The organism is Kitasatospora sp. cg17-2 (assembly GCF_054031055.1).
Genome location: NZ_CM132923.1, coordinates 6,711,347 through 6,724,129 on the forward strand (window position 1 = coordinate 6,711,347; position 12,783 = coordinate 6,724,129).

Sequence of the window (12,783 nt, forward strand, 5' to 3'; positions counted from 1 at the left end):
GGGACCGCACCGCCCCACCGCCGTCGGTACCCGCTCAGGCGCGGTGCAGGGTGATCGTGGTCCAGGCGCCGATGTGGACGCGGTCGCCGTCGCCCAGCGGGATCGCGGTGTGCGGGGAGATCGGCTCCGCGCCGCCGTTCACCGTGGTGCCGTTGGTGGAGTCCTGGTCGACCAGCACCCAGGTGCCGTCCGGCTGCTCGGCCAGCAGGGCGTGCTGGTGCGAGGCGCCCGGGTCCTCCGGCGCGACCGAGAGGTCGATCTCCGGCACGGTGCCGCGGTGCTGGCTGCGCCGGCCGATCCGCAGCTGGCCGCGCCCGGTCAGCGGGATCCGCCGCTCGGGGCAGTACGGCGGGAAGAACAGCCCGGCCGCCTCCGGACCGCTGCGGGCCATCATGTCGGTGAAGTACTGGCGGTCGGCGGCGATCACCGCGAACCAGGTGGTCCGCACCGGCTCGGCGGCCGGGGCCGGCGGCTGCTCGGCCTGCGGGGGCACCGGCGGGGCCAGGTGGAACGAGGTGCCGAACTCGTCGCCGCGCCGGGCCGGTCCGGGCTGGGCGTAGACCGGGCCGGAGTCCTCGCGCGGGACCGGCGGCCGCTGCTGCTCCGGGTGCGCGGGCGGCAGCCCGTACGGGGCCTCGGCCGGCGGGCCGAACGGCGCCTCGACGGGAGGTCCGTACGGCGCCTCACCGGCCGGCGGGCCGTACGGCGCCGCCTCGACCGGGCCGGGCGCCGGGGCCTGCTGGCCGTGGGCCGGCGGCGGGTAGCCGTAGCCGGCGGGCGCGCCGTGCTGCTGGTGCTGCTGCTGGTGGTGCTGCGGCGGCAGCGGCGGAGCCTCGGCCAGCTGCGCCCCGGCCGGGGCCGCCGGGGCGCCGCCGTACGCCGCCGGGATGTTCAGCGGGGCGGGCGCGGGCGGCGGGGCCGGGGGCGGGAACGGCGGCTGCTGGGCCCGCTGCGGCGAGGACAGGTCGTAGTCGTACCCGCACTCCTCGCAGAACCGCCCGGTCTGCGGGCTGCGGCAGATCGGGCAGATCACCAGGCCCTCGGTGAGGTCGGGGAAGCCCTGCGGGGCCGGTGGCGGGGGCGGCGGCATCGAACCCGGTGCCGGCATCGAGCCGGGAGGCGGCGGGGGCATCGCGCCCGGGGGGAGCGTGGCACCGTACGGCGCGCCGTGCGCCCCGTGCGCCCCCGGGGCACCGGGGTGCGCGCCGGGCGGCGGCGGCAGCGGCTGCGGCGGTGTCATCGGGAATCCGCAGAAGTCGCACCAGTCCTCGGCCTGCGACTCGTGGCCCCTCGGGCAGATCGGCATCAGGTCCCCCCTCAATTCCAGCTCGGCCGGGCCTGGGCCCGGCCGGTTCGCGGCCCGGTCGGCGCTTCGGCGGTCACTTCTTCACGCGGACGGTCTTGGTCGACCGGGTCTCGACGATCATCGAGTCGGCCTCGCTCACGTTCTTACGGAACCGAACGGTACCCTCCTTCGGGTCCACCACGTCCACCACCTTCTGCAGCAGCTTGTAGGTGCCTTCGTTCCCGGTCTCGTGGGCGATCCGGACGGCGGTGCCCAGCCTGGTGGTGGCGAGGTGGACGTTCCCGGCGCGGTGCGCCTCCATGCCCTCCTGGACCGCCGCGGCGAGTTCCGCCTGCCCGGTGTAGTGGGCGACCTGCGGGCTGATCCGGGTGGAGGAGGCGAGGTCGTCGGTCCAGACCGCCTTGACCAGACCCTGGGACAGCACCTCGGGCGTCCCCCCGGCGGCCGAGGGCGGCAGGACCAGGCTGATCCGCGCGGCCAGCATCTCGTTGCCGACGGCCGCGGCCGGGACCTCCACGCAGACGTGGTAGTCGCGGCTCTCGTCGCCCCAGGAGCCGGTCGGGTAGTCACCGGCCCTCGGTCCGGCCTCGGCCCGGCGGCCGGTGAGGTCCTCCAGCGCGGGGGCGACCTGCTTGACGAACTTCACCACCGCGTTGGCGGGCGTCCAGACCCGCAGGGCGACATCGGCGACCTGCTTGCCCATCGCGCCGGTCATCATCGAGCGGAAGTCCTCGGCCAGGCCGGAGGGCTCGGGGACGATGTCGACGGTGCCGAGCAGCGCGGAGGCGATCTTGCGCAGCTCCTCGACCTTCCAGTCGGTGCCGACGCCCCGGCAGTCGGCGGTGAAGTGGCCGGTGACCCGTCCGATCGCGCGCTCCAGCTCGGCGGCGGTCTCGTGCTCGTTGTTGCCGTCGGTGAGCAGGATGGCGTGCCGGATCGGGATGTCCCGGCGGGTGAGGAAGAGCTGGTCGGCCTTGGTCAGCCAGGTGCCCATGGCGGTGCCGCCGGCCGCGGTGAGCCGGCGCAGCGACTCCCGGGCCCGGGCCCGGGTCTCCGGCGAGGCGATGGCGAGGGTGCCGTCGCCGGGAAAGACCTCGCGGGCCTCGTGGGTGCCGGCGACCACGGCGAAGGCCACGCCGTCGCGGACGGTGTCGACGGCGGCGGCGGTGGCCTCGCGGGCACCGCGCATCTTGCTGGACGGGTAGTCCATCGAGCCGGAGCAGTCCACCAGGATCACCACGGCGGCGGACTGCCCGTCGCCGCCCGCCGGGGCGTCGGCGATGCCGAGCGGGCGGCCGCCCGAGGTGCCGCCGCCGGTCGCGGTGACGGTGACGATGGCGTTCACTTCGCGGGCGCCGTCCGCGAGGTACTCGTTCTGGAAGATCTCCACATCGAACCTGGGCAGGTTCGGCTTCGCCAGTGTTGCCATGGGCCGGTGGCTCCCGTCGGATCGTCGGATGGTGCGCGGGTGGTGGCCGCGCCGGTGGGACGGGGCGCGGATGGTCGCTCGGTGCTTGCGGCCCGGGCGGGTGGCCCGGGGCCCGGTGCTCGGGGTCCCGGGCTCGGTGTCCGGGGTCCGGTGCTCGGGGTTCGGTGCAGGTGCGGGTGGCTCGGTGCGGGTCGCGCGGTGCTGGGCGTCCGGGGCTGAGTGTCCGGTGCCGGGGGACCGGTGCCCGCGGCCCGTCGCGGACCGCGCGCCGGGGCCCGCGCCGAGGGGGCGCGGGCCCCGGCGGTGCGGGCGGGTCAGCGGGCCGGTGGCACCGGCGGCACGGGCGGGCGGGGCGGTACGGCGGGCGGCGGCGGGACCGGGGGCAGCGGGGCGGCGGGCGAGCCGATCACCGGGATGTCCGGCAGGGTCGGCGCGTGGTCCTCCTCCTCCTCGTCCGCCGCGCCGCTCCCGTACGCCGCGCCGGTCGCGGTGATCACCGGCAGGTCCAGCGCGGTCGCGGTCCGGGCGTCCTCCCCGGTGCCCGGGGCGGCCGGGGGCGGGTCGATCGGCAGCACGGCGACGGTGATGTTGTCGTGCCCGCCGGCCGCGACGGCGAACTTCACCAGCGACTGCGCGGCGGCCAGCGGTTCGGTCCGGGCGTCCGGCCGGACGTAGTACGCCAGGTCGGTGGCGGCCTCGGCGTAGTTCCACAGGCCGTCGGTGCAGACCAGCAGCACGCCGGGCACGTGCGGGGTGAAGTCGAGGGTGTGCGGCACGACCTCCTCGGCGTCCGCGCCGAGCCAGCCGGTGATGGCGTGGGCGCGCGGGTCCGCGTACGCCTCGGCCTCGCCCATCAGGCCGGCCTCGACCATCCGGGCCGCCCAGGAGTCGTCCTGGGTGAGCCGGAACGGCTCGGCGGCGACCCGGTCGTCGGGGATCCAGTAGGCCCGGGTGTCGCCGACCCAGCCGATGGTGATCCGGCCGCCGGACGCGATCGCGCTGACGTAGGTGCAGGCCGGGGCGTTGACGTCGGGCCGGAGCGGCCGGGTGCCGTCGGTGGCGAGGGCGGCCACCGCGTCGGCCGCGTCGGCGATCGCCCGGCGCATCGCCCGGGTCGGGTCGGTGCCCGCCTCCAGCGAGCTGAGCAGCGACTCGGAGGCGGCGTCGACCGCGGTCTCGGAGGCCTGGTCGGGCCGGTCGGAGGAGGAGACGCCGTCGCAGACCACGGCCACCACGACCGGGTCGCCGCCCGGCAGCGAGGAGGCGGCGATGGTGAAGGAGTCCTCGTTGCGGTGGTGCCGCAGGCCGCGGTCGCTGACGCCGGCGACGCCGGCCAGCGCCTTCTCCATGTGGTCGCGGGGGCGCGGCTGGGCGCGGCCGCAGGCCTCGCAGTAGCCGTCGGGGGTCACCTGGTGGAGTCCGCAGTGCGCGCAGGCGACCGCGCTCCGGTCGGCCTGGGCGGGCACGGAGGGGGTGTTGGGCAGGGTCGGCGGGTGGTCCTCGCCGTCGCCGGCCCGGGTGGCGGACCAGCCGGCCGGCATCGCGCCGGGGGCGGGACGGCCGTCCCGGCCGGCTCCGCAGGACCCGCAGAAGACGTCCTCCGGGTCCATCGGCTCGGCACAGCTCTGGCACACGGTCTGCTGCGGCATCAGTTACACCCACGTCCTGGGACGGGCCCGGTTGGCCCGTTCCACCATCTCGATCCTGGTCTCGGCCCGGTCGGCCAACCGGGCGAGTACCCGGTAGGACTGCTCCAGGGCGAACCGCAGTTCCCTTTCCACCGCGGGCCGTCCCAGCACGCTGACCTCGCCCGTCGCCGGGCCCGCGCCGGTTCCCCCGGGGGAGCCGGCGGTGACCCAGCCGAGCGCCGCGCCGAGCACCTCGACGGCGAGTTCCTCGCGGCGGCGGTCGTCCAGGCGCAGCGCGGTCAGCTGCTCGGAGCTCGCGCCGAGGTCGGCGCCGAGCGGGTCGGTGGTGGGCCGCTCGCGCAGCCGGGCCCGGACGGCGGCGATCCGGGCGGCGGTGTACTGGCTGGAGGTGGCCGGGACGCTCTCCAGGGCGGCGACGGCGCCGGCCCGGTCGTCGTCGGCGAGCCGGACCCGGGCCAGCCCGAAGGCGGCGCTCAGGTAGCTCTGGTCGGTGCTCCACACCAGGCGGTAGAACTCGGCCGCGTCGCCGCCGTCGCCGAGGAGTTCGGCGCAGACGGCGAGGGCCAGCTTGGGGGCGGCCTCGCCGGGGAAGGCGTCGTAGACGGCGTCGAAGGCCTCGGCGGCGGCGCGCAGGGCCCGTTCGCGGGCCGATTCCCCCTCGGGGGCGCCGGTACCCGCACCCGCGCCCGCATCCGCGCTCGCACCGGCCTCGGCCTCGGCGGCGGTGACCAGGGAGGCCAGGCCCCGGTACCAGACCACCCGCCAGTCGTCCGGGTGGTCCTTCTCCAGCGCGGCCAGCGCCTCCGCGGACTGGTGCGGGCGGCCGAGTTCGAGCAGGGCGCGCAGGGCCCGCAGTCGCCGTTCCACCGAGTCGGTGGGGGCGCCGTCCAGCGCGGTGAGCGCCTCCGCGGGGTCGGCGGCCAGCAGGGTGGCGAGGAAGCCGGCGTTCGGGTCGGCCGGGTCGACCCGGGGGACGGGCAGCGCGAGCGCGGCGGCGGCCGGGTCGACGGCGGTCAGCAGCAGTTCCCCGCGGCGCACCGTGGTGGCCACCAACTCGGTGTCGACGACCCGGAGTTCGGGGCCGAACAGGGTGGACTGTGCGGGCCGGGCCCGGCCGTCCTGGAGCGCGAGCACCTCGCGCAGCACACCGGTGAGCTGGTCGGCCATCTCCTCGGCGGAGCCGAACCGGCGGGCCGGGTCCGGGTCGGTGGCGCGGACCAGCAGGCGGTAGTAGGACTCGTAGGAGGCGAAGACCGGGACCGACTCGGGGCCGGGCAGGGTCTCCCGGTAGGTGGTCGAGTAGCCCTGGAAGTCGAAGCTGAGGACGGCCAGGGTGCGGGCCACCGTGTAGAGGTCGGAGGCGGGGGAGGGGCCGTCGGTGGCGATCTCGGGGGCCTGGTAGCCGATGGTGCCGTAGATCGGGCCGTCGTCGTCGAGGCGGCGGACGGCGCCCATGTCGATGATCTTGAGCGCGTCGCCGCTCTGCAGCACGTTGTCGATCTTGAAGTCGCAGTACACCAGGCCCCGGGAGTGCAGGTAGCCCAGCGCGGGCAGCGCCTCCAGCCCGTACGCGATCGCCTGCTCGACCGGCAGCGGGTCGCGCCGGCCGTCCGGGAGGCGGCGCTCGTTGGCGATGTCCTTCAGGGACTTGCCGCCGACGTACTCCATCACGATGTAGCCGTCGGTGGCGCCGGTCCGCAGGTCCGGGTGCTCGACGAAGTTGATGATGCGGACGATGTTCGGGTGGTCCACCTCGGCCAGGAAGCGGCGCTCGGCGACGGCCACCGCCAGGGCGTCCTCGTCCCCGGTGTCCAGCAGGCCCTTGAGCACCACCCACTTGTCGTTGACCCGCCGGTCGACCGCGAGGTAGATCCAGCCGAGCCCGCCGTGCGCCAGGCAGCCGACCACCTCGTACTGCCCGCCGACCAGGTCCCCGCGACGCAGCTTGGGGGTGAACGAGTACGGGGTGCCGCACTTGGTGCAGAAGCCGTCCGGGCGGCCGGGCCGGCCGTTCCGGTCCCGGCCCACCGGGGTGTCGCACTTGGAGCAGAACCGCTTGCGCTCCGGCACCTCCGGGTTCTCCAGCACCGCCAGCGACGGATCGGCGGCCGGGACGGTCGGCACCGTCACCAGACCGGCGCCCAGCCGGTGCCGGCCGGCGGAACTGCTGCCGCGGCTGCTGCGCACCGAGACCGAGCGGCTGCTGCCGGTGCGGGTGGAGCGGTGCGAGCGGGACCGGCCGGACAGCGAACGGGCCGAACCGCTGCGGACCGAGGAACTGCGGACGGAGGAGCTGCGGGCCGGGCCGGAGTCCGGGCCGGCGGTCAGGGGGGCCGAGGCGGCGCCGAGGCCGCACTCGTCGCAGTAGCCGTCGGGGTCGACCGTCCCGGCGCAGTCGCGCGGGCAGGGGTCACCCGGTCCGGCGACGGACCTCCGTCCGGCGGCCGTCCCGCGGCCGGTCCCGGTCGCCGTGCCGGTGCCCGTCGCCGGACCCGTCCCGGTCCGGCCCGACCCGGCGCCCGCGGGCGTCGACCCGGTGCCGGCACGCGTCGAGGTGGTGCTCGCCGGGGCGAGGCCGCACTCGTCGCAGTAGCCGTCCGCGTCGATCGTCCCGGTGCCGCACTCCGGTCGTACGCACGTCTCGCCCATCACCGTCAGCCCCCCTGTACCCGTCCGTCGACAGCCTGTCCGTCGGCCGGCTCCCCGCCGGCCGCCGCCCCGCCCCGCCCGATCCCGTCCCGTTCGATCCTGTCCTGCACCGCGCCGCCGTACCCGGCCGCGCTCGGCCCGGCACCGCCGTACCCGGTGCCGCCGTACCCGGTCCCGTCCGGCTCCGCCGCGCCCGCGCCCGCCCCGGGCTCGCCCGGTGCCGGTCGCAGCGCCTGCTGGAACCGGGCCACCGCGCCGGCCGCCGCCCGGAGGTCGCACGGCGCGCTCCACAGCAGCCAGCGCGCCTTCTCGTAGCGCTCCAGCACCACCGGGTCCTCGGACACCCGGAGCCGGGCCGCCATCGCCTTGTACGCGTCCAGGCGCCCGCGCAGTTCGGCCCGGACGGCCAGCGGCTGGGTCACCTCGGTGAGCGACTGCCGGGCCCGGGCCAGCTCCTTGGCGGCGGCGTCCTCCAGCGCGTCGAGCAGCGGCGCCAGCCGGTACCACTGCCCGTTCTGCCGCAGGTCCAGCGCCAGCACGATCCGTTCCCGCAGCGCCGACGCCGGTCCGGGGACGGCCGGCACCTCGGTGGCGGCGATCTTCGCCAGCACCTCGCCGCGCGCCCGGCGGGCCTCGGCCAGGGTGGCGTCGGCCCGCTGCAGCAGGTCGCCGACGCCCTGCAGCCGCTCCTCGGCGTCGTCGCGCAGCCGCAGCAGGTTCTCCAGCTCCTGCCGGACGCCGTCCAGCGCCCGCCCGGCCCGGTCGAAGCGCTCGGTGTCCACCACTCCGGAGGGGAGGGCCGAGGCGCCGCCGTCCGGCACCGTGCCGCGCTGGGCCGGGACCCTGGCGGGCCGCCAGAGCGCGAGCGGGTCGGCGCGGACCTCGGTCCGCAGGCCTTCCAGGTCGGCGTCCAGCGCCTCCAGGTCGTCGCCCAGCGGGTGGGTGCCGGAGCGCACGCCGAGCGAGGCCGCCAGGGTCTGCACCCGGCGCAGTTCGGCGATCAGCAGATCGATCCGGGCCGGCAGCGCCGTCCAGACCGCGTCGGCCGCCGAGACCACCTCCAGCACGGTGGCGTACCAGGAGTTCATCCGCTCCATGAGCTCCTCCAGGCTGACCCGTTCGACCAGCCGGGCGGGTGCGCCGAGCCGCTGCGGGCCGTCCGGCGCGCCACCGGGCACGGTGACCGCGTCGCCGGTCAGCAGCTCGCTGAGCTCGGCGAGTTCGGGCCCGCCGGGCTTGGCCTTGCGGGCCCGGACCGCGCGCGCCGAGGCCAGTGCCTCCGAGTAGCGGTCGAACAGCGCCCACAGCAGCGGCAGGCCCTGTCCGACGACGGACCAGCGCTCCAGGGTCCGCCCGGTCAGTCCGGCGCCGTCGAGCAGGCGCAGGCCCGGGTGGTCCTGGAGCGAGAGCAGCGCGGACTCGACCGCGTCGCGTTCCGCGCCGAGGCGCGCCAGCGCGCGGTCCACCTCCTCCCGGCTCAGTACCGGGCCGGCCGAAGCCGCCATCGTCCCCTCCCCTCCTCCGCCTGCCGTGTGCCGTGTGCCGTGCTTCCGGGCCCGGCTGTTCCGGTTCCCGGGGAGTCCGCCCCGACCCTAGCGCGCGCCCCCGCCACCGGGCCGGGCCCGGTCGTCGAGGAGCCGTCGGTGCGGCCCGCCGCGGCCGTCACCGGGGGGTCGGCCAGTGCCGGTCGGCGTCGTCCAGCAGGTAGGGCTTGAGCCAGGTGTCGTACGCCCGCCGCCAGCTGCCGCCGGTGTAGTAGTCGTTGAGCACCTGGTTCACCCGGGCCGTCAGATCGGTGCTGGTCTTCAGCATCGCGACGCCCATCACGCCCGGCCGGACCTCGCCGTCGAGCACCCGGACGGTCTGGTCCTGCGCGGCCTGGCTGGCCGCGAGTCCGTCGTCGGTCATGGTGACGTCGATCTTGCCCAGCTGCATCAGCACCAGGCAGTCGAGGTGGTTCTGCACGGTGACCAGCTGCTTGACCGGACGGGTCTTCAGCTCCTCCTCGGCCGACGAGCCGGAGGCGGCGCAGGCGGTGGCGCCGTTCAGCGCCTCGTCCATGGTCTTCGCGGGGGAGGAGCGCGGCACCAGGACCCGCTGGCTGGTGGTGAAGTAGGGGCGGGAGAAGGCCACCTGCTCCATCCGCTCGCAGGTGATCGACATGGTCCGGACGATGATGTCGACCCGGCCCTCCTGGATGAACTTGATCCGGTCGGCGGTCGGCACCGCCTTCAGCACGACCTTCTCCGGATCGCCCATGATCGCGGTGCCGATCGCCCGGGCGAGGTCGATGTCGAAGCCCTCCACCTGGCCGGTGTTGGGGTTGCGCGAGCCCCACCGGTAGCTGTTCAGGTCGACGCCGACGACCAGGCTGCGCTTGGCCTTGATCGCCTTCACCGCCGGGCCGTCCTCGGTGCTCGGCGGGACGCTCCGGTACAGGTCGCAGTCGGCCTGGCCGCTCTGCTCCGACTGTCCGGCCTGCTCCTGCTGCGCCGCCAGCGGCACCTGGCGCGGGGTGCCGGCCGCGGAGGAGGCCTCCCGCGGCCCGCCCGCGCCCAGGACCAGGGCGCCGCTCGCCAGCAGCGCCAGCGCCACCGCCGTCCGGGCCCCGCGCAGCGCGGCCGCCCGGCCCCGGCCCCGGTCGCGACCGGTGCTCGTGCTCGTGCTCGTGACCATGCTTCCGTCCCCCCTCTACCGGTACTCGGCCAGTCGGCGGCCGAGGCCGCCCAGCGCCGCGGCGGCGGCCAGCAGACCCAGCACCGCGATCGCCGCGGCCGCGGTGCGCAGGTCCTTGTCGACGCCCAGCGCGGCGTCCCGGAACTCGCCCTCCTCCAGCACCGCCGCCTCGGCGAGCTCCCGGTCGGTGGCGGCGAACGCGGCCTCGGCCGTCTTCGGCGCGTCCGCCTCCCGGGCCGTCACGGTGGCGTCCAGCGCGGCCTGGTAGTCGCCCTCGTTCTCCAGCTTGGTCGCGGCGGTGTGCCGCTCGCGCCACTGCTGGTAGTCGGCCATGGCCTGGGCGAGCTTGGCCCCGGCCTCCCGCGGTGCCAGCGACTGGGCCTGCACCAGGGTGCCGGGCCCGGTGCCGCGCCCGGGGTCGGACGTGAACAGGTGCTCCGTGGTCTTCGACCACAGGTCGGCGTAGACGCCGCTGGAGCCGCGCGCCACGTAGTGGAGGTTCTCCGCCAGACGGGCGGTCAGCACGTCCACCCGGGCCGCGTTGAGCGCCCGCAGCGGCACTCCGCCCTCGCGGTCGCCGCGCGCCAGCGCCGTGGCGGCGCCGTTCGCGGCCACCGTCAGCCACAGCACCGCGGCCAGCACGGAGGCGGTGGCGGCCACCAGTCCGATGTTGAAGACCCGGTTGGTCCGGCGGAACAGCGTCAGCTGCACCCAGACCAGTCCGGTCAGTGCCAGCAGGCCCAGCGCGTACCCGGCCCACGGGGTGGCCCGGGCCGCCTTCATGTCCTCGGCCAGCTGCGCGTTCTCGGCGGCCGAGAACTGCGCGGCGGCCGGCAGCAGCACGGAGCGCATCTGCTCGGAGGCGTACCGCTGGTAGGCGCCGCCGAGCGGGTAGCCCTGTCGGTTGTTGGACCGGGCGGTCTCCACCAGCCCCGCGTACACCGGCACCTGCTGGTTCAGCTTGGAGAGCAGCTCCCGCAGCTGCGAGGAGGCGGGGGTGCGGGAGGCGGACTCGGTGATCAGCTGGGAGGCCGTCCTGAGGTCCTGCTCGTAGCGCTCCCGCACGGCGCGCGGTTCGGCGCCCGCCAGCAGGAAGCCGGTGGCGGCGGTGGCGTCCGCGTCGGCCAGCGAGCGGTTGATGTCGGCGGCCGCCTGGCTCAGCGGCTGGCTGCTGTCGACCACCCGCTGCGCCGCCGCGGCCCGGGAGTTCACCTGGACGGCGGTCAGCGCGCCGAACGCCAGGGTCAGCACCGCCAGCAGCGCTCCGGCCAGCCGCAGCCGCCCGGGCGCCGTCCGGGTGACCCGCCCCAGCCGGGCGAGCGGCCCGGTCGGCAGGGCCACCGCCCCCGTGCCGCCGGCCCGTCGCTGGGCCGGCACCGTACCCGCGGACCGCTCCGGCGTGTGCGCGCCCGGCCCCTTCGTGCGTACCGGTGTCGCCACCAGCCACCCCCTCCCCTGAGGCCCGCCCCCCGTTTCGGGGGCCCGGCCGTTGCCAGCAGTATGGCCGTCACTCCCCGCGGCCACACCCGAGTTGCGCGGATCTTGAGCTGTCCGTCCCTGCTTCGCGCGCCGGCCCGGGTCCCCCCTCGGGCCGTGCGGCGAACGGGTCGACGCGGCACGCACCCTACGCGGTTCCCGAGTTGACCGGAGGATTGGGGTCCGTTTGTGTGGGAGCAGCGCCTGTGCCGGGTCTCCGCGCCGGGGTGTCCGTGCCGGGGGTCCGCGGCGCGTCCGGCGGCGTGAACCGGGCGGGCGCGCTCCCCGGGGCGCGAGCGGTGCGGGTCCGCCCCGGCGGCCCGGTCCTTCGTACGATGACGCCATGCGCCTTCTGGGAACGATCTCCGCCGACCGTCCGCTGCTCGTCGTCGCCGTCCGGGAGGAGGCCGCCCACCTCGGCGACCGCCTTCCGGTGCTGCTCACCGGCATCGGCAAGGTCAACGCCGCCGCCGCGCTGGCCACCGTCCTCGCCGGGGGGAAGCACCCCTCCGAGGTGGTGAACCTCGGCACCGCCGGTGCCCTGCGCCCCGGCTGGGAGGGCACCCACACCGTCACCCAGGTGATCCAGCACGACCTGGACACCCCCACCCTGTACGCCCTCACCGGTCGCACGTACGGCGCGCCGCTGGTCGTCGGCAAGGGCGGCGACGGGCCGGTCCTGGCCACCGGCGACCTCTTCGTCTCCGACCCCGCCGCCCGCGACCGCCTCGCCGAGCACGCGGACCTGGTGGACATGGAGGGCTACGCCGTCGCCGCCGTCGCCCACCGGGCCGGTCTGCCGGTCCGGCTGGTCAAGCACGTCAGCGACGAGGCGGGCGACGGCGCCGCCCGCGCCTGGCGCGAGTCGGTCGACGACTGCGCCCGCCACCTGGCCGACTGGCTGCACGCCCAGGGCTGGTGACGGTCCGAGGGGCCGCGCTGCGGGCGGGGCCTCCTAGGGTGGCCGGGTGACCGAAAACACCGACGCCCCCGCGCCCGTGCGGGCCGACGACCTCCGGCCGCCGGGGCTGAACGCCGACGAGCACACCACGCTGCTCACCTTCCTCGACTACCTGCGCACCTGTGTGATCGCCAAGACCGACGGACTGTCCGACGAGGACGCCCGCCGCCCCGGTGTCGCCTCCGGGACGAGCCTGCTCTGGCTGGTGCGCCACCTCACCGCCGTCGAACTCAACTGGTTCCTCTGGGCCTACCGGGGGGACGACGTCGACCTGTGGGACGACGACGCGCCCTCGCCCGGCGACGAGACGGTGGCCGGGTCGGTCGCCGCCTACCGGGAGGCGATCGCCCGGGCCAACGAGGTGATCGTCTCGGCGGCGGACCGGCCGGACCGGCCCGGCGTGCGCTCGCTGCGGCCCAACGCCGAGGCGCCGTCGATGCGTTGGCTGCTCGTCCACATGATCGAGGAGACCGGCCGGCACGCCGGGCACGCCGACATCCTGCGGGAGTTGCTGGACGGCTCGGTCGGCCGCTGACGGGGGTGGGTGGCCGCCGTCCTGACGGAGAGTGGAATACTCCCCCGCGCAGTACCCGGCGCCGCTCCGGCGGCGCCGGGTGTTTTTCACACAGGGGGAATA

The 12,783-nt window shown here is 76.3% G+C and carries 9 protein-coding genes; 2 read left to right on the plus strand and 7 right to left on the minus strand.

The window, feature by feature from the left end:
* Positions 1–34 precede the first annotated feature (34 nt).
* The 7 genes from ACW14Y_RS28265 to ACW14Y_RS28295 form a co-directional block, all read right to left on the minus strand.
* Positions 35–1,306: an FHA domain-containing protein gene (locus tag ACW14Y_RS28265; protein WP_456983746.1), complete on the minus strand. Its 1,272-nt coding sequence runs from the start codon at positions 1,304–1,306 to the stop codon at positions 35–37.
* A gap of 73 nt (positions 1,307–1,379) precedes the next feature.
* Positions 1,380–2,735 carry a vWA domain-containing protein gene (locus tag ACW14Y_RS28270; RefSeq protein ID WP_380299826.1) on the minus strand — a complete coding sequence of 452 codons (1,356 nt, stop codon included), beginning with the start codon at positions 2,733–2,735 and terminating at the stop codon, positions 1,380–1,382.
* 314 nt (positions 2,736–3,049) lie between these two features.
* The gene (locus ACW14Y_RS28275; protein ID WP_456983747.1) at positions 3,050–4,384 is read right to left on the minus strand and encodes a PP2C family protein-serine/threonine phosphatase; all 1,335 of its coding nucleotides are present in this window, start codon (positions 4,382–4,384) and stop codon (positions 3,050–3,052) included.
* Between the two features lie 3 nt (positions 4,385–4,387).
* The gene (locus ACW14Y_RS28280) at positions 4,388–7,033 is read right to left on the minus strand and encodes a tetratricopeptide repeat protein (RefSeq protein WP_456983748.1); all 2,646 of its coding nucleotides are present in this window, start codon (positions 7,031–7,033) and stop codon (positions 4,388–4,390) included.
* A 5-nt stretch (positions 7,034–7,038) separates the two neighbouring features.
* Positions 7,039–8,538 carry a hypothetical protein gene (locus tag ACW14Y_RS28285; RefSeq protein WP_456983750.1) on the minus strand — a complete coding sequence of 500 codons (1,500 nt, stop codon included), beginning with the start codon at positions 8,536–8,538 and terminating at the stop codon, positions 7,039–7,041.
* 157 nt (positions 8,539–8,695) lie between these two features.
* Positions 8,696–9,709, minus strand: a complete 1,014-nt coding sequence (locus ACW14Y_RS28290; protein ID WP_380299822.1) for a glutamate ABC transporter substrate-binding protein — start codon at positions 9,707–9,709, stop codon at positions 8,696–8,698.
* 15 nt (positions 9,710–9,724) lie between these two features.
* Entirely contained in the window at positions 9,725–11,149 is a 1,425-nt protein-coding gene (locus ACW14Y_RS28295) for a hypothetical protein (protein WP_402723535.1), read from the minus strand.
* Between the two features lie 379 nt (positions 11,150–11,528).
* On the opposite strand from ACW14Y_RS28295, the gene ACW14Y_RS28300 reads away from it, so the two are divergent.
* Complete coding sequence (locus ACW14Y_RS28300) at positions 11,529–12,107, plus strand: nucleosidase (protein ID WP_380299820.1); 579 nt, start codon at positions 11,529–11,531, stop codon at positions 12,105–12,107.
* Between the two features lie 46 nt (positions 12,108–12,153).
* Positions 12,154–12,681 (plus strand): DinB family protein, encoded by a 528-nt coding sequence (locus ACW14Y_RS28305; protein ID WP_456983752.1) that lies wholly within the window; start codon positions 12,154–12,156, stop codon positions 12,679–12,681.
* The last annotated feature ends 102 nt before the right edge of the window (positions 12,682–12,783 follow it).

What these genes read in the sequence shown, in the direction of transcription:
- ACW14Y_RS28265 (WP_456983746.1), bottom strand. Translation starts at nt 1,306, where the DNA reads ATGCCGATCTGCCCGAGGGGCCACGAGTCGCAGGCCGAGGACTGGTGC.
- ACW14Y_RS28270 (WP_380299826.1), bottom strand. Translation starts at nt 2,735, where the DNA reads ATGGCAACACTGGCGAAGCCGAACCTGCCCAGGTTCGATGTGGAGATC.
- ACW14Y_RS28275 (WP_456983747.1), bottom strand. Translation starts at nt 4,384, where the DNA reads ATGCCGCAGCAGACCGTGTGCCAGAGCTGTGCCGAGCCGATGGACCCG.
- ACW14Y_RS28280 (WP_456983748.1), bottom strand. Translation starts at nt 7,033, where the DNA reads ATGGGCGAGACGTGCGTACGACCGGAGTGCGGCACCGGGACGATCGAC.
- ACW14Y_RS28285 (WP_456983750.1), bottom strand. Translation starts at nt 8,538, where the DNA reads ATGGCGGCTTCGGCCGGCCCGGTACTGAGCCGGGAGGAGGTGGACCGC.
- ACW14Y_RS28290 (WP_380299822.1), bottom strand. Translation starts at nt 9,709, where the DNA reads ATGGTCACGAGCACGAGCACGAGCACCGGTCGCGACCGGGGCCGGGGC.
- ACW14Y_RS28300 (WP_380299820.1), top strand. Translation starts at nt 11,529, where the DNA reads ATGCGCCTTCTGGGAACGATCTCCGCCGACCGTCCGCTGCTCGTCGTC.